General features: G+C 58.3%; 14 protein-coding genes and 2 pseudogenes. 7 read left to right on the top strand and 9 right to left on the bottom strand.

The annotated features are described in order from the left end of the window. The first annotated feature begins 285 nt into the window (after positions 1-285). Entirely contained in the window at positions 286-627 is a 342-nt protein-coding gene (locus ACSFE6_RS19225) for a hypothetical protein (protein ID WP_435429073.1), read from the top strand. A 38-nt stretch (positions 628-665) separates the two neighbouring features. Beyond that, a complete protein-coding gene (locus ACSFE6_RS19220) occupies positions 666-1,820 on the top strand; it encodes a PQQ-dependent sugar dehydrogenase (RefSeq protein WP_435429072.1) in 1,155 nt (384 codons plus the stop codon). A gap of 101 nt (positions 1,821-1,921) precedes the next feature. On the opposite strand, the pseudogene rimI reads toward ACSFE6_RS19220, so the two are convergent. After that, positions 1,922-2,359, bottom strand: a pseudogene (gene rimI / locus ACSFE6_RS19215) (ribosomal protein S18-alanine N-acetyltransferase); the annotation flags it as partial. 137 nt (positions 2,360-2,496) lie between these two features. Between rimI and ACSFE6_RS19210 the strand changes: the two are divergent. From ACSFE6_RS19210 to ilvA, 3 genes and pseudogenes are all read left to right on the top strand, one after another. Then, positions 2,497-4,026, top strand: coding sequence for a RimK family protein (locus tag ACSFE6_RS19210; RefSeq protein ID WP_435429074.1), 1,530 nt, complete (start codon positions 2,497-2,499; stop codon positions 4,024-4,026). Positions 4,027-4,033: 7 nt separating this feature from the next. Beyond that, positions 4,034-4,957 carry a magnesium transporter CorA family protein gene (locus tag ACSFE6_RS19205; RefSeq protein WP_435429071.1) on the top strand — a complete coding sequence of 308 codons (924 nt, stop codon included), beginning with the start codon at positions 4,034-4,036 and terminating at the stop codon, positions 4,955-4,957. A 309-nt stretch (positions 4,958-5,266) separates the two neighbouring features. Then, positions 5,267-6,268 (top strand): annotated as a pseudogene (gene ilvA / locus ACSFE6_RS19200) (threonine ammonia-lyase, biosynthetic); the annotation flags it as partial. 41 nt (positions 6,269-6,309) lie between these two features. Here ilvA and eco read toward each other — a convergent pair. Continuing rightward, the gene (gene eco / locus ACSFE6_RS19195) at positions 6,310-6,792 is read right to left on the bottom strand and encodes a serine protease inhibitor ecotin (RefSeq protein WP_435429070.1); all 483 of its coding nucleotides are present in this window, start codon (positions 6,790-6,792) and stop codon (positions 6,310-6,312) included. A 298-nt stretch (positions 6,793-7,090) separates the two neighbouring features. On the opposite strand from eco, the gene ACSFE6_RS19190 reads away from it, so the two are divergent. After that, a complete protein-coding gene (locus tag ACSFE6_RS19190) occupies positions 7,091-7,363 on the top strand; it encodes a DUF1652 domain-containing protein (RefSeq protein ID WP_435429069.1) in 273 nt (90 codons plus the stop codon). Here ACSFE6_RS19190 and ACSFE6_RS19185 read toward each other — a convergent pair. Together ACSFE6_RS19185 and ACSFE6_RS19180 are read right to left on the bottom strand one after the other, a co-directional pair. Then, complete coding sequence (locus ACSFE6_RS19185; RefSeq protein WP_435429068.1) at positions 7,360-7,755, bottom strand: hypothetical protein; 396 nt, start codon at positions 7,753-7,755, stop codon at positions 7,360-7,362. The genes ACSFE6_RS19190 and ACSFE6_RS19185 overlap by 4 nt on opposite strands. 87 nt (positions 7,756-7,842) lie before the next feature. Then, positions 7,843-8,115 (bottom strand): DUF2790 domain-containing protein, encoded by a 273-nt coding sequence (locus ACSFE6_RS19180; RefSeq protein ID WP_435429067.1) that lies wholly within the window; start codon positions 8,113-8,115, stop codon positions 7,843-7,845. A gap of 443 nt (positions 8,116-8,558) precedes the next feature. Between ACSFE6_RS19180 and ACSFE6_RS19175 the strand changes: the two genes are divergently transcribed. Then, positions 8,559-9,860 carry an OprD family porin gene (locus ACSFE6_RS19175; RefSeq protein ID WP_435429066.1) on the top strand — a complete coding sequence of 434 codons (1,302 nt, stop codon included), beginning with the start codon at positions 8,559-8,561 and terminating at the stop codon, positions 9,858-9,860. A gap of 119 nt (positions 9,861-9,979) precedes the next feature. Here ACSFE6_RS19175 and ACSFE6_RS19170 read toward each other — a convergent pair whose 3' ends face one another. The 5 genes from ACSFE6_RS19170 to ACSFE6_RS19150 all read right to left on the bottom strand — a co-directional run bounded on the left by ACSFE6_RS19170 (position 9,980) and on the right by ACSFE6_RS19150 (position 16,137). Beyond that, entirely contained in the window at positions 9,980-10,924 is a 945-nt protein-coding gene (locus ACSFE6_RS19170) for a carbohydrate kinase family protein (protein ID WP_435429065.1), read from the bottom strand. Positions 10,925-10,937: 13 nt separating this feature from the next. After that, positions 10,938-12,434 (bottom strand): xylulokinase, encoded by a 1,497-nt coding sequence (gene xylB / locus ACSFE6_RS19165; RefSeq protein WP_435429064.1) that lies wholly within the window; start codon positions 12,432-12,434, stop codon positions 10,938-10,940. Between the two features lie 131 nt (positions 12,435-12,565). Further along, positions 12,566-14,038, bottom strand: a complete 1,473-nt coding sequence (locus tag ACSFE6_RS19160) for a mannitol dehydrogenase family protein (RefSeq protein WP_435429063.1) — start codon at positions 14,036-14,038, stop codon at positions 12,566-12,568. Between the two features lie 16 nt (positions 14,039-14,054). Next, positions 14,055-15,158: an ABC transporter ATP-binding protein gene (locus ACSFE6_RS19155; protein ID WP_435429062.1), complete on the bottom strand. Its 1,104-nt coding sequence runs from the start codon at positions 15,156-15,158 to the stop codon at positions 14,055-14,057. 148 nt (positions 15,159-15,306) lie between these two features. Beyond that, complete coding sequence (locus ACSFE6_RS19150) at positions 15,307-16,137, bottom strand: carbohydrate ABC transporter permease (protein WP_435429061.1); 831 nt, start codon at positions 16,135-16,137, stop codon at positions 15,307-15,309. Positions 16,138-16,145: the final 8 nt, after the last annotated feature.

Genomic DNA, 16,145 nt, shown 5'->3' with positions numbered 1-16,145 from the left:
TGTTTTGTTGTTTGTGGTTGTGGGAGGGGGGGAAGTTGGGTGTGTTTTTGAGCAGCAGTACCTCCCAAAAAGGGCCACCGCAATTTTGGGGGGAATTGATTTTCCCCAAGAAAAGACCTGCACATTCACGGTCTCGCATAAGACTTACAGGGCCTGCAGCGCTCTACGGCCCGTGCATCAACTTCGTGTTACATCTCTCGGTAGAGGTTTTGGTTAACAAATCCGAACCCCGGGCGTAGCGTGTTATCGAAGACCTTGAACACGCCCATGTCGAAGAGGCACCCCATGAACCGATGCGCAAGTGGCGTTATCCTGTTGGCCTTGAGCAGCACACTTGGCCAGTTGGCCTACGCGCAAGACCCATTACCAGCAACACCGTTGCAGGTCGCCCAGAACCTGCCTAACAGCGGTAACAGCAATCCCTACAACAGCCCGATTCGCCGGGCCAACCCCAATAGCATGCAGGGCACGCAACCCAGCGCCCCGCCCATTCGCGGTCCGAACACCGTACCGGTGCCTCGACCGCCGACCCTCGATAACGGCGGAATTGGCAATCGCTATCCGCAAAGTCAACCGGCTCCTGCTGGCGCGCCAAGATTCATTCCCAATCCACCGCCCCGCAATTGAGCGGCCGGGAAACCGTCCCATGACAAAAGGAATCGTGCATGTTGCGTAAAACCCTTCTGTCCACCCTCTGTGCCAGCGCATTGGTTAGCGCTACGTTGCCTGCGCTGGCAACTTCCTCCCAAGAGATGAGCAGCGAGCAGGGCACCCTGGAGGTCACGTCGATCGTCGAGGGATTGGAGCATCCCTGGGCGCTGGCGTTTCTTCCTGACCGCAAGGGCATGCTGGTGACAGAACGACCCGGAAACCTGCGGATGGTGAGTTCCGAAGGAAAACTCTCAGCGCCCATCAAGGGCGTACCCGAGGTCTGGTCCAAAGGACAGGGTGGATTGCTGGATGTGGCACTGTCACCGGACTTCAAACAGGACCGCACGGTCTATCTGTCGTACGCCGAAGGTGGTGGTCAGGGCGGCAAGGCCGGTACAGCCGTCGGTCGCGGACAGCTATCCGAAGACCTGGCGAGCCTGAAGAATTTCACAGTGATCTTCCGTCAGGCGCCCAAACTGTCGGTTGGCAATCATTTTGGTTCGCGTTTGGTGTTCGACCGTGACGGCTACCTGTTCATCACCTTGGGTGAAAACAACGACCGCCCGACCGCTCAGGACCTCGACAAACTGCAAGGCAAGGTTGTGCGGATCTATCCAGACGGCAAGGTGCCGGACGACAACCCCTTTGTCGGCCAACCCGGCGTGCGCCCGGAAATCTGGGCCTACGGCGTGCGCAATCCACAAGGTGCGGCGCTCAATCCCTGGACCGCTACCCTTTGGGAAAACGAGCACGGTCCGCGGGGCGGTGACGAGGTCAACATCATCGAACGCGGCAAGAACTATGGTTGGCCGCTAGCCACCCACGGCATCAACTATTCCGGCCAGCCGATCCCGGAGGCCAACGGGAAAACCGCCGAAGGCACCCTTGGTCCGCATCATGTATGGGAGAAGTCCCCGGGCCTGAGTGGCATGGCCTTTTATGACGCTGATCGATTCAAGGCCTGGCGGCACAACGCATTCATCGGTGCGCTGGTGACCCAGGAGCTGATTCGCCTGCAACTCGACGGCGACAGGGTGGTTCACGAAGAGCGCTTGCTGGGTGAACTCAACAAACGCATTCGCGATGTGCGGCAGGGGCCGGACGGGTATTTGTATGTGTTGACCGATGAAGAGAATGGGGGGGTGTATCGGATCGGCCTGAAACCGTAGGTGCGGTGTAGAAGCTGTGTAGGAGCTGTCGAGTGCAACGAGGCTGCGATCTTTTAATTATTTAACGGCAGCACCTACACATGTGTCGATCAAACCAGGCATTTCTCCATCCGCATCGCGTCAGCATGGTCCTGGTAAAACCTGGGAATCAGGGCAAATTGCCGGTAACCGTTGCGCTCATACAAGGCAATGGCTAGCGGATTATCGACACGCACTTCCAGTCGCAAACATGTGCATTCGCGCTCCAGCGCACAGGCCTCGACACGATCGAGCAACTGCTTGCCCAAGCCGTTGCCCCGTGCCTGGGTCGCGATGGCAATCGAATATAGGCGCGCCAGGGACGTGCCCCGATGGAAAAGCACCACGGCGTAGCCGAGCAGTTGTTCACTACACTGGGCCACCAGAAGTTGTCCGTTGGTGCGGCTGATCATCCATTGAAAGCTGCGACTGCTGAGTCGATCGGTGGTGAAACATTGCTCTTCCAGTTGCAATAGCGCCGGTAAATCTTCGATGACCGCTAAACGAAAAAGCGTATTCATATGACCGCCGTAAAAGTTGCGTAACGAAACGGGACTTTCGAAAAATCTCGTGCTTAATAGGAATGGTCTTGTTCTCCAACGGATCAATCACTATGTCAGCGGTACAGGGTCATTGGCGCGAAGTATCCGGGCAAACTATGCCGGCGGCAACTTTTTTAAATGATGCGAATAGAACTTCCAGTCAGTTGATTATCATCGTCGAACGCAAGGAGGACTGGGCATCCTATTTCCCCAGCGAAGACATCGTCACGGCCCAGGAATACCTGGAACAAACCCGCGATAACGAGCAGGGCAAGCGTGTTCAGGTGATCAACCTGTGCCGCAGCTACAAGTACCTGGGGCATGGTTATTACTGCTCGCTGCTGGCCGAAGCCCGTGGACACAAAGTCATTCCGTCGGTGCGGACAATCAGCGAGCTGACCCGTAAGTCACTTTACGGATTGGCGCTGGATGATCTGGATAAAACGCTGGAAAGAGCCCTTAGTCATCACGCTTATAGTGATACCGAAGGTTTTACTCTGACACTTTACTTCGGCAAGACTAATATCGAACCCTTGCAGGATTTGGCCAGGCAGTTATTTGAAGTGTTTGCTTGTCCGATCTTGTTGGTTGAGTTTCGTCGAACTAACGGTTGGCACATCGAAGGCATCAAGTCCGGTGCGCTGCATAAGTTGCGCGAAGATCAGGAGGATCAATTTGCCCAGTCTCTCGACAGTTTCAGTCGCAAGATCTGGCGCTTGCCGCGTTCAAGGCGGCTGGCCCGTTATGACCTGGCCATCCTGCACGATCCCCAGGAAGCCTTGCCGCCGTCGAATGCCAAGGCGCTGGACAACTTCGTCAGAGTTGGCAGGACACTGGGCATCGACGTCGAACTGATCGAACGCAAGGATTATGCGCGGATTGCCGAATACGACGGTCTGCTGATTCGCGAAACCACCAGCGTCGACAACCACACTTACCGTTTCTCCAAGAAAGCCGAAAGCGAAGGGCTGGTGGTGATGGACGACCCGGCGTCGATACTGCGCTGCACTAACAAGGTCTACCTGACCGACCTGCTCAAGAGCCATCAATTGGGCATGCCTGCCACTGAAATCCTCTACAAGGAGCGACCGGAAGACTTCGAGCGGGTGGGCGAACGCCTGGGATTTCCGCTGGTGCTGAAAATCCCCGACGGCTGTTTCTCAAGGGGCGTCATCAAGGTTGAAAGCCAGCAGGCGCTGCTCGAAGCGACCGCCGAACTGTTCGAACACTCGGTGCTGTTGCTGGCCCAGGAGTTCTTCTACACCGAATACGACTGGCGCATCGGTGTCCTCAACCGTAAACCGATCTTTGCCTGCCAATACTTCATGTCCAAGGGCCACTGGCAAATCTACAACCACAAGGCCAAAGGTCAGGATATCAACGGCGAATGCCGTACGCTGGCGGTTCACGAAGCGCCGCGGGCGGTGGTGGAACTGGCGGTGAAAACGGCCAGCCTGATCGGCGATGGCCTCTACGGGGTCGACCTCAAGCAATCCGGCGACAAAGTGGTGGTGATCGAGGTCAACGATAATCCGAATATTGACGCTGGTATCGAAGACGCCTACCTCCAGGACGATCTGTATTCATTGGTGCTGGAGGAGTTCGTCCGTCGCCTGGAACTCAAGCGTCGCGGCCAGGCGTGGTGAGCGGCCGATGATCAAGAGTTACGAACTGGCTCACGGCGCATTGCACACCGTTGAACGGCTGGATGCCGACGTCATGCTGTTCAGCAATCCCGACGCGGCAGAGCGGGACTTGCTGCACAGTCACTTCAAACTCGATGAACATGCCCTGGCTTCGGCACTTGACCCCGATGAGGTCTCGCGTATCGAGTTCCACCCCGACAACCTGTTCCTGATTTGGAAGCGCCCGGAAAACTATTCGGGGGCCGGCAGTCTTTCCTTCGAAGTGTCATCCTGCGGCCTGCTGTTTTGTCCGGACCGCTTGTTGGTGATCGCCACCGATGACGCACCGCTCTATGGCCTTGGCAGGGGACAGGCACTGAATACACCGCTGGATGTGTTGCTAGACCTGCTGTTCAACAACATCCACCACTATCTGGGCCACCTTAAAGTCATCAAGTTGGTCGCCCGGGAGTTGCAGCAGAAATTCAATGCATCGATGCAGAACCAGCACCTGGTCCAGATGTTCAACCTCAGTGAAAGCCTGATCTACTACATCAACGCCATCCACAGCAACGGCGCGGTCCTGACCCGTTTGCGCAATCATGCGCAAAAGGAACACTTCGATGCCCATGCCATCAACCTGATCGACGACCTGATCATCGAAAACAACCAGTGCTACAAACAGGCGGAAATCTACTCGACGGTGTTCTCCGGGCTGATCGACGCCCGGGGCAATTTGATGAACAACAGCATGAACAACCTGCTGCGCAAGCTGACGCTGATTAACGTGGTGTTTCTGCCACTGAACCTGATTGCGAGCATTGGCGGTATGTCCGAGTTCAGCATGATGACGGCGGGCACGCCGTGGTGGGTGTCGTACCCGTTGTTCTTGGCGGCGATGATGCTGGGGGCGGGAATGATGGTGATTGGGCTCAAGCGGTTGGCGAGATGAGTCGGGTGATTGTCACGCCGCTTTCGCGAGCAGACTCGCTCCCACAATGAGTCTGTGGCGCTTACAGGTCTTGTGGGAGCGAGCCTGCTCGCGAAGGCAACATCGGCAGCGCTGAAAATTGGCCGTTGACTTGCCATCAGCACCCGGCTAATTTCCCGTCATGACTTCCGCCGTATTGCGTTGCCAGCCAAGCATTATTACCGCCATTCCTCATTTGGCGGGCTAGCTCACGACTGCAGCACCCAACCCGCCCTAGAGGCGGGTTTTCATTTTCTGTCTCGGGGTTCTGATCAATGTCAGGAGACGATTATGACCAGCACGCCAGCCCAGCAATCCTTGCTTGAGCACTACGTCAAAAAAATCCTCGCCGCGCCGGTGTACGAACTGGCCGTGCGCACACCACTGCAACCGGCCCCCGCGTTGTCCGGAATGCTGGACAACCAGGTCCTGCTCAAGCGCGAAGATTTACAGCCGACTTTTTCCTTCAAGATCCGTGGCGCCTACAACAAACTGGTGAACTTGAGTGTCGAACAAAAGACCCGCGGCGTGATTACCGCTTCGGCCGGCAATCATGCCCAGGGCGTGGCACTGGCCGCGCGGGAGCTGGGCATTGACGCGACGATTGTCATGCCCGCCACCACCCCGGACTTGAAGGTGCTGGGCGTACGTAGCCGTGGTGCTGACGCTGTGCTGCATGGGGATAGCTTTCCGTTTGCCTTGGCCCATGCTCTGGAGCTGGTTGAGCAAACCGGCAAGACCTTTGTGTCGCCTTTCGACGATCCGGATGTAATCGCCGGGCAAGGCACCGTAGCCATGGAGATCCTGCGTCAGCATCAAGGTGCACTGGATGCGATCTTCGTTCCGGTGGGTGGTGGCGGCTTGATTGCGGGTATCGCGGCTTACGTCAAATACCTGCGACCAGAGGTGCGCATCATCGGCGTCGAGTCGGAACACTCCGCCTGTTTGCAGGCAGCATTGCAGGCCAATGAGCGCGTGGTCCTGGCAACCGTCGGCACATTCGCCGATGGTGTGGCGGTCGCGCAAATGGGGGCGCACGGATTCGAAGTGTGTCGGTTCTGTGTCGATGAAGTGCTGACGGTCAGCAACGATGAGCTTTGCTGCGCGATCCGGAATATCTACGACGATACTCGCTCGATCACCGAACCCTCTGGTGCGCTGGCCGTGGCCGGGATCAAGAAATACGTGGCGCGTAGTGGCGTCAGGGGACAGACGCTGGTGGCCATCGACTCGGGTGCCAACATCAATTTCGACAGTTTGCGACATGTAGCCGAGCGCGCCGCGTTAAGCGATGCGCTGGGTTGATGGGGTCTGGTTCCTTTACGGTAAACGGGTTACTCCGCGACGGCTTTGTCGACCTGGCTCGATGCCGACCAGATCCGATAGCGCACTTCGACGTCCTTGGGGGCATAGATCACAGTGGGCAGCTTGCTGTTGTAGCGCAGCATGAAGCCGTCACCGACCACCGGCACGAAATCCTGTTTGCTGGTGCCGTTCGGGCAGGCTTTTAGCGTACTCATCGGGCCAGTGACTTTTTCCAGGCGGTAGAACGAGTAACCCCAGCCTTCGAGGTTTTTCTCTTCAAGCGTGCCGCCAAGGCGCTGGAGATTGCAGTCAACGGTCATGATCTTACCGGCGAGGACCTCGACCTTGAAATCGTTTTCCTGTGCTTGCGGGGTCAGGTGAATGACCTGGCGGGTGAAGCCGCTTTCGGCTTTTGGATAAGGTGCGACTTCTTCCAGGGTTGACGCGTGAACCATGCCCGACAATGTCGCCAGGATCAAACCGATGGATGTGCGATTGATGAAAGTACTCATGATGCCTCCTTGCGTTTAAGACGGATGGCGAACGTTCGCCTGGCGCGCATTTTTACTGCCGTTGCCAGAGGATGCAAATTCAAAGTGTGTGCAAAATGCAGGTCGCCGACAGACGTTCCTTGCAAACTGCATGGCGGGTGTTAACGGGCTGTTACATAAAACCCTGATTTGCCGATGAACAACCGGGCGCATTTGAAGGCATGTTTTATGCTCTATCTGTTCTCAAGCTGACCGGGGATTTCAAACGAGCCAGCGTCGTTGGTTGATTTGGCAGTCTCACAAAAAGGAGAGGGTGGCCATGTTTCTTTCTGCCTTGGAACTACGCAATATCATTGAAAGCAGTTTTCTCCCGAAACGCTGCCAATGCACGCTGTCGCCGGACTTGTCCATGACGGTAAAAGTGTATGCCGATGGGGAAACCGATCAGCTGGATCTCTTCAAAACGGGTATCGATGCCCGGCAACTCAATGGCTGCCGGGAAATCAACGAACTGATTGCGATATTGCGTACCGATCTTGCGCATCACTACGTGGAACCCATGCACAGTCAGGCAACGCGCAAGGCGCTTTAACCTGCGGTTTCCAGTTCCACCGATACGCGCCGGGTCTGGAAAAATGCCAGGCCCAGCGCCAGTTCGACACCGACAGCCAGCAGAATGCCCGGACCGGCATGACCATTGAGCCATTCGCCGAAGCCCAGTATCGCCAGTCCCCAACAACCGAGCATGAAGCTGTTGCTCACTGCGTTTCGACTGGGAGATGGCGCTTCGTTGCGTACCAGAAAAAACATGATTCCCAACACTGCAAACAGCATCGCTGAGCGCCGCGCAATCAGTCCCGCGGTCAATGAATATTCGATATCCCAGCTGGCCAATATCCAGTCAGGCAAAAAGCCCCAGACAAGCGCCAGTAAAAAACACAAAGCACAGGTGAAAGTCGATAACGTCCGAAACGACAACTGCATGGCCAATCCTTGCGGCAGTGAGGGAGCTAGAGCATAGCGCCTGATCCCCCTCACGAATACCGCAAGGTGATATTTCAGACTTATCCGTCAGTTTTGGTAACTGCACGCGTCAGACAGCTTTCGGTAGGCTAGCTCTGCTGGTTTACCAGACTGTGTATCGATGTACGTCATTGTCGCCGTGACCACTTCACATTCCAGGGTGGTGGGTTCTGTCATGGAAATGACCTTGCCCACATGCAGAGGCATGCCGTAGTGGTAAGAGGGGATGGCTTGGGTGGAAGCGGAATCGTTAGTCTGTGCCATTGCAGCAAGCGGGGCACAGACAAGAGCAGCGGAAACAAGCAGGGCGCGCGAGTTCATGTTGCGATCTCCAGTGCGGACGGAAGTCAGCTCGACATGGTGTCGAACCTGCCGCACTGGGCATCAGAGGACTCTGAAGGCGTGCGGTCCAGTTAATATTGGACTGCACGATTAAGCATTGGTTAACCCGCCTGAACGCCACCTGTCGCTTTGCCACTACCGTTCGGCGGGTGCTGCCTCCTGCAGGAGCGAACTTGCTGCGATGGACGTGAACGATAGCGCGTAATCCTGGATGTTCGGTGGTGCCCGTGATTTCTTCGCAAGCAAGCTCGCTCCTACAGTTAGAGCATTCAGACTAAAGTCGTCTGCAAGGTGAAAAAGCCTTCTGCCATCATTGCCGCTCACCCCCGCGTGTTTACTTCCCCGGTCAGCCATTGATCCGGGCGAAGGCTATTTTTGGCTGCGTGTGCCTTGGCGGTCACGCAGCACTGTTGGAGTTTTTCATGCGTTCCCCCTTTACCTTGATCACCGCGCGCCAGTCACTTGGCTTCGGCGCTCTAGTCCTGTGCGCCGGATTTACCGGGCCGACCCGGGCGAGCGGTTTCATTGATGACACACAGGCCAACATCGAAGCGCGCACGGTGTATTTCAATCGCGATTTTCGTGATGGGCACACCTCCAATGAGCAGGGCGCTTCAAAGCGCGAGGAGGCGGCCCAGGGCTTCATTCTCAACCTGCAGTCCGGTTACACCGAAGGCACGGTAGGGTTCGGTGTCGATGCATTGGGCATGCTTGGGTTCAAACTCGACTCCAGTCCTGACAGCAGCAACAGCGGCCTGTTGCCCTCCAGCGGCAGCGATCCGCGTGGTTCGGCAGACCAGTACGCCAAGCTCGGCCTGACCGCCAAGGTGCGCGTCTCTCAAAGCGTGTTGAAATACGGCGCGTTGTTACCGGATGTGCCTCTACTCAAATACAACGACGGACGCCTGCTGCCAACGATGTTCAACGGCGCGATGCTTACTTCCAGAGAGGTCAAGGATCTGTCCTTTATGGCGGCGCGCCTGGACAAGTACACCGCCCGGGACTCCACCGACTCCCAAGACATCCGAGTGCATTGCAAGAACAAGCGCTATGCCTGCAATATCACGGCCGATCACTTCGATATGTATGGGTTTGACTACAAGATTAATGAGCGACTGACAGCGCAGTATCACTATGCGGAACTGGAAGATATTTATCGTCAGCATTTCGTCGGTCTGCTGGGTAACCAGCCATTGGGTACCGGGATGCTCAAGGCGGATCTGCGCTTGCTCAAGAGCGCCGACAGCGGTGCCGCCCGCGCCGGCTCCATCGACAACCGCGCCCTGAACGGGATGCTCGCTTACGCCGTTAGCGGCCATACATTCAGTGCCGGTTGGCAGCGCATGAACGGCGACAACTCGATGCCGTACCTCGATGGCACCAACCCGTATCTGGTCAACTATGTGCAGGTCAATGATTTTGCCGCCGCGCAAGAGCGCTCGTGGCAGCTGCGTTATGACTACGACTTCAAGGCCATCGGTCTCAACGGCCTGACATTCCTCACGCGCTACGTGAACGGTGACCACATCAAGGTGCCGGGCAGCGATCAGGAAGGCAAGGAGTGGGAACGCGACAGCGAGCTCAAATACGTGGTGCAGAGCGGGACGTTCAAGAATGTCAGCCTGCGGCTGCGCAATGCGACCTACCGCACCAACTACGAGCAGTTTGCCCGGGATGTGGATGAGAGCCGGTTGATCATCAGTTACAACTTTTCGGTGTTGTAACCGATAGACCGCCTTCGCGAGCAGGCTCGCTCCCACAGTGGATCTTTAGTGAACACAGATTCTATGTTCAGTACCGATTCATTGTGGGAGCGAGCCTGCTCGCGAAGGGGTCATGGAGATCAGCGAAGATCCAACTGGTGGCGATACGGCAAATCCGGCCCGGTCTTGCCGCAGGTCAATGCCGCCGCCTGCACCGCAAACCTGACCATCGCATCGATCTTCTCGCGGCCAAGCTGTTGAACCCCTTCAACCGAATCCATCTGCTGTTCGGTCAACCAGGCAATCAAAGCCGCCTGGAAGGTATCACCGGCCCCAACGGTATCGGCGATTTTCACCGCACAAGCAGGTACCGACCACGATCCATGAACCCGACTGTACACCGTCGCGCCTTCACCGCCACGGGTCAGGAACACCAACTGACAGCGGTGCTGCAACCAGCCGTCGATGATCCGCGCAGGATCCTGTCCGGGATACAGCAGGCTCAAATCCTCATCGCTGACCTTGATCAGGTCGGCATGCTTGACCAGGGTGGCAATCCGCGAACGCCACAGCTCGATGTCCGGCTCGGGATTGAGCCGCACATTCGGATCGAGGCTGATCAGGCGCTTGCCGCTTTCCCGGCGCACCAACGCGAGCAGGGTGTCGGCGATCGGTTGCACCACCAGCGAAAACGAGCCGATGTGCAAGCCGCGCACCTCAGGCCCCAGCGCCGGCAAATGCTCTGGTTTCAATTGCCGATCCGCACATCCTTCACCACGGAAACTGTAGTGTGGCGAGCCATTGGCGCCCACCGCGACCATCGCCAGGGTAGTGGGGGCGGCGAAATCCAGCAGGTAGTCCGTACGTACACCTTCATCCTGCAGTACTTGCAGCAAACGCCGGCCCAGGTAGTCGGTGGACAACCCGGCAAGCAACGCCGCGTCCACGCTCAAACGACGCAAACCCACCGCGACGTTGAATGGGGAACCGCCGGCAATGGCCTTGAAATTCACTTTTGAAGCCAGACCGCTGGCGTCGTCTTCACTGAAGAAATCGAACAGCGCTTCGCCACACACCAGATACATAATTGTTCACTCTTCAAAGGGTTGCGACATGCTGTCGATAGCGCTCATAGGCCTGTTGCGAGGCCACCACGTTCTCTGCAATCGGCCGGGTTTCACTGGCGGCGTCGAGTCTTGCGCAACGCTCACAAAGATCCGCCAGGCTGTCCTCATGCCCGTTTTCCCGGGACGTGCACCACGCCGCCTGAATCGCTGCGCCGAGGGCGGCGGCTTCGCTTTGTTCGGCGCAGATCACAGGGGTGTCCATGATGTCGGCGACGATCTGTCGCCATACCGGACTGTTCGAACCGCCGCCAATCAGGCAGATGCTGCGGCTTTGTAAGCCATTGTGGCGCAGCAGGTCCAGCCCGTATCGCAATCCGAAGGTCGTGCCTTCGACCACGGCGCGGCACAGATTGGCCCGGGTCAGGTTGGTCATGGTTAAACCCAGCAGGTTACCGGTGGCGTGGGGCAAGGAGGGGACGCGCTCGCCGTTGAGGAACGGCAGCATGCACACGCCTTCGGCGCCGATGGGCGACTGGGCCACCAGACCGTTGAATTGGTCGATATCGAGCTCGAGCAGCTCGCGAATAGCACCCGTGGCATTGGTCAGGTTCATGGTGCAGATCAACGGCAGCCAGCCGCCACTGGAGGAACAGAAGGTGGCGACTGCCGCGTCCGCGCTGACCTTGGGTGAATCGGCATAGGCGTACACCGTGCCGGAAGATCCCAGGCTCATGGTGATCGCGCCGGGTCGGATGTTGGCGGTGCCAATGGCGCCCATCATGTTGTCGCCACCGCCGCTCGAGACCAGCGCCTGCGGATTGATGCCCAGTTGTTCGGCGATGTCCGGCAGCACGGTGCCGACCGTTGCATGGGCGTCGATCAGTTCCGGCAACGCGGCTTGCAGGCGTCCGCTGGGATCGATATCACGCAGCAACTGCACATCCCACTGCCGGCTGCGCACGTTGAAGTAACCGGTGCCCGACGCATCGCCGTACTCGCTGCACGCGCGGCCGGTGAGCCAGAAATTGAGGTAGTCGTGGGGTAGCAGGAGGCGGGCGATCCGGGAAAAGATCTCGGGGTGCTGCTCCTTGGTCCACAACAGCTTGGACACCGTGTAGCCCGGTGCGATGAGGATGCCAAGACGCTCCAGTGAGCCTTCCTCACCGCCAAGGTGTTTGAGCAGTCGATTGTTTTGCTCGGTGGTTTCGGTGTCGCACCAGAGTTTGGCCGGTCGCAGGACCTGGCCCTGATCATCGAGCAGCACCAGGCCATGCTGTTGACCGGAGACGCCGATGCCAAGGATCTGCTGGCCATCAACGTTGGCCGCCAGCAAGGCGCGGCGGGTGGCGAGCGTGAATGCGTGCAGCCACTGCGCGGTGTCTTGTTCGCGGCGACCGTTGGCGCCAATGATCATCTTGTGCGTCGCAGCGCCCTGGCCCAGGACCTGGCCGCTGAGGGCGTCGAGGACAAGGGCTTTGGTGCCTTGGGTGCCGCAGTCGATGCCCAGGAAGAGTTGTCGGGTTGCCATTGATAAATCCTTGGTGTGTCAGGGCGATTTGGGTGAAGCCATTCGCGAGCAGGCTCGCTCCCACAATTGAAATGCAATCCCCTGTGGGAGCGAGCCTGCTCGCGAAGCCGGCATTTCATTCACCGTCTTGCTTAAGCCAACATCCGCTCCAGCGTCCGCGTTACCCCCACCTCCCGCAAACTGTTGCAACACCACTCGAACGCCGCGACAAACGCTGCGGAACGCGGAATTTCTGTGCCAAAAATCTCCTCAACCGCCAGCAACCGCTGGCTGATCAACGCATCATCGGCCACCAGTGCCTGGCAGAACGTCGCTCGCGGATCAGGAATTGAGTAGGTGTCGCCATTTTCATCCACGCCCTTCAGATACAACGCCCAAGCCGCCACCACCAGCGCCGCCCGTTTGGTGTCCCGGCCATCGGCGATCAGGCGATTGATGGTTGGAATGGTGAACTTGGGAAACTTCGACGAGCCATCCGAACACACGCGTTCCAGTTGATCGGCAATCGCCTGATTGGAGAAGCGCGCCACCAGGGTGTTTTTGTAGTCGGTGAGGTCGATCCCCGGCACCGGCGACAGTTGCGGCGTGACATCGAGGTCCATGTAAGCGCGCATGTAACGCACGAACAATGGGTCGTTCAAGGTTTCGTGGACGAAGCGATAGCCCTTCAAGAAGCCCAGATACGTCAGTGCCAGATGACTGCCGTTGAGCAACTTGATCTTCATCTCCTCATAGGGCGTGACGTCGTCGGTGAACTGCACGCCGACCTTTTCCCAGGCCGGGCGGCCATTGACGAATTTGTCTTCCAGCACCCATTGCACGAAGGGTTCGCAGACCACTGGCCAGGCATCGTCCACCCCATGCTTGTCGGCCAGTTGCAAGCGATGTGAGGGGCTGGTCATCGGGGTGATGCGGTCGACCATGGCGTTGGGGAAACCAACATGGCGTTCGATCCAGTCCCGCAGATCGGCATCGCGCAGTGCGGCGAACGCCAGCAGCGCCTTGCGGGTGACGGCGCCGTTATGCGGCAGGTTATCGCAGGACATCAGGGTGAACGCTGGCGTGCCTGTTGCCCGGCGCCTGGCCAGCGCGGCACAGAGGAAACCGAACACGGTTTTCGGCGCGTCCGGGTGCGCCAGGTCGTGCTGGACCTGGGGCAGGTGGGCCATGAATTCGCCGCTGCTGTCATCCATGCAGTAGCCGCCTTCGGTGATGGTCAGCGACACGATGCGGATCTGTGGGTCGGCGAGTTTGTCGATCAACGCCAGGGCACTGTCTTCGGCCAATAGCATGTCGCGGATGGCGCCGATGACCCGGACTTCGGTGTCGTTGGTATCGCCCAGTTCGAACAGGGTGAACAGGCAGTCCTGTTCTTTCAAATCGTCCCGGGCGCGCCGGTCTTCGGCACGCAGGCCCACGCCGCAGATGGCCCAGTCGAGGCCTTCGCCGGTGTTCATCAGCGCGTCGGTGTAATACGCCTGATGGGCGCGGTGAAAACCGCCAACGCCGATGTGCACGATGCCTTGGCGGATGTCGCTCAGGGAATAGGCCGGCAGAACGACCTCGGGAGCGAGGCGGTAGAGGTTGTGTCGGTTCAGTTTCATTTCAAACACTCGAAAGTCAGGCGGCAGCGCGCAACGGGCGGGTCAGCGTTACACCGTTGGCATCGAACAAATGGCAGTGTGTGGCATCCAGGTGCAGGCTCAGGGTCTCGCCGTAACGGCTCGCCAGGTCACCGCGAACCCGCAGGGTCAGGGCTTCGTCGGAAGTGGTCCGTACGTGGCAAAAGGTGTCGCTGCCCAAGCGCTCGCTGACGTCGGCAGTGACCTGCAAGGTGCAATCACCGGGTTTGGCCAGTTCCAGATGCTCCGGGCGAATGCCCAGGGTGACCGCGCCACCGACGCTCAGGTTGGCGCCGCTCAACGGCAGATTGATGCGGGTGCCGGCATCCAGCGCCACCTCGCAGCTTTGATGGTCGATCCGACTGACCCTGCCCTTGAGGAAACCCATTTTCGGCGTGCCGAGAAAACCTGCGACAAACAGGTTGGCCGGGTGGTGGTACAGGTCCAGTGGCGAGCCGACCTGTTCGATCCTGCCGCCATTGAGCACCACGACTTTGTCAGCCATGGTCATGGCTTCCACCTGGTCGTGGGTCACGTAGATCATCGTCGCTTGCAGCTCTTTGTGCAGGCGCAGCAGCTCCAGGCGCATCTGCACCCGCAACGCGGCGTCGAGGTTGGACAGGGGTTCGTCGAAGAGGAATATTTTCGGGTTGCGCACGATAGCCCGGCCGATCGCCACACGCTGGCGCTGGCCGCCGGACAGCTGTTTCGGCTTGCGCTCCAGCATCGGTCCCAGTTCGAGGATGCGCGCTGCTTCGCCGACTTTTTTCTCGACTTCGGCTTTGGGAACACCTGACAGATCGAGGGCAAACGACATGTTCTTGCGCACGCTCATGTGCGGGTACAGGGCGTAGGTCTGGAACACCATCGCCAGGTCGCGTTTGGCGGGGCTGACTTCGGTGATGTCGCGGCCATCGAGTTCAATGGTGCCGCCACTGACTTCCTCCAGGCCGGCGATCAGGCGCAGCAGGGTGGATTTGCCACAGCCCGAAGGGCCGACGAAGACCACGAACTCACGATCATTCACGTCAAGGTCAATGCCCTTGATGATGGAAAAGCCTTCGAAGCCTTTTTGCAGATTCTTGATTTTCAGGTTGGCCATGGTGATGGGCCTCCGTTTGTTTTTTATTCGGTTAAACCTGTGGGAGCGAGCCTGCTCGCGAATGCGGTGTGTCAGACACATCAACGTTGGCTGACACTCCCTCTTCGCGAGCAGGCTCGCTCCCACAGGGGGAATGCAGATAGGCAGGTCATTTCACGGCACCAAACGACAACCCGCGCACCAGTTGCTTTTGGCTGATCCAGCCGAAGATCAGGATCGGCGCGCAGGCCAAGGTCGACACTGCCGATAACTTGGCCCAGAACAATCCTTCGGGACTTGAGTACGAGGCGATCAACGCGGTCAGGGGCGCGGCTTTGGATGAAGTCAGGTTCAGCGACCAGAACGCTTCGTTCCAGCACAGGATCAGCGACAAAAGCACGGTCGATGCGAGACCGCCCTTGGCGATTGGCAGCAGTACCCGAAGCATTTCCTGTCCCAGCGTTGCGCCGTCCAGACGAGCGGCTTCGAGGATGTCCTTGGGGATGTCCTTGAAGTAGGTGTAAACCATCCAGACTACGATCGGCAGATTGATCAGGGTGTAGATCACGATCAGCGCAATGCGCGTGTCGAGCAGGCCGAAACTCTTGGCCAACAGGTAGATCGGCATCAGCACGCCCACCGGCGGCAGCATCTTGGTGGAGAGCATCCACAGTAGCGTGCCCTTGGTGCGCTGGGTTTCGTAGTACGCCATGGAGTAGGCTGCTGGCACCGCGATCAGCAGGCACAGGGCCGTGGCGCTGAAGGAAATGACTACCGAGTTCCAGGCGAAACTGGCGTAATCGCTGCGCTCGTTGATGTGCAGGTAGTTCTCCAGGGTCGGCATGAAGATGAACTGCGGCGGCGTGGCGAATGCGTCGATTTCGGTTTTGAAGCTGGTCAGCACCATCCAGAAAATCGGGAAGAAGATCAGGATCGCGATGGCCCAGGCCAGGGTGCCGAGCAGCAGGCTTTGCAACCGGCGGGATTGTTGAAGAGTCATGGCTGGCC

It is taken from the genome of Pseudomonas baetica (assembly GCF_051216495.1).
GTDB lineage: Bacteria > Pseudomonadota > Gammaproteobacteria > Pseudomonadales > Pseudomonadaceae > Aquipseudomonas > Aquipseudomonas baetica_B.
The sequence above is the reverse complement of the archived record's forward strand: the minus strand, read 5'-3'. Positions and strand labels throughout refer to the sequence as shown.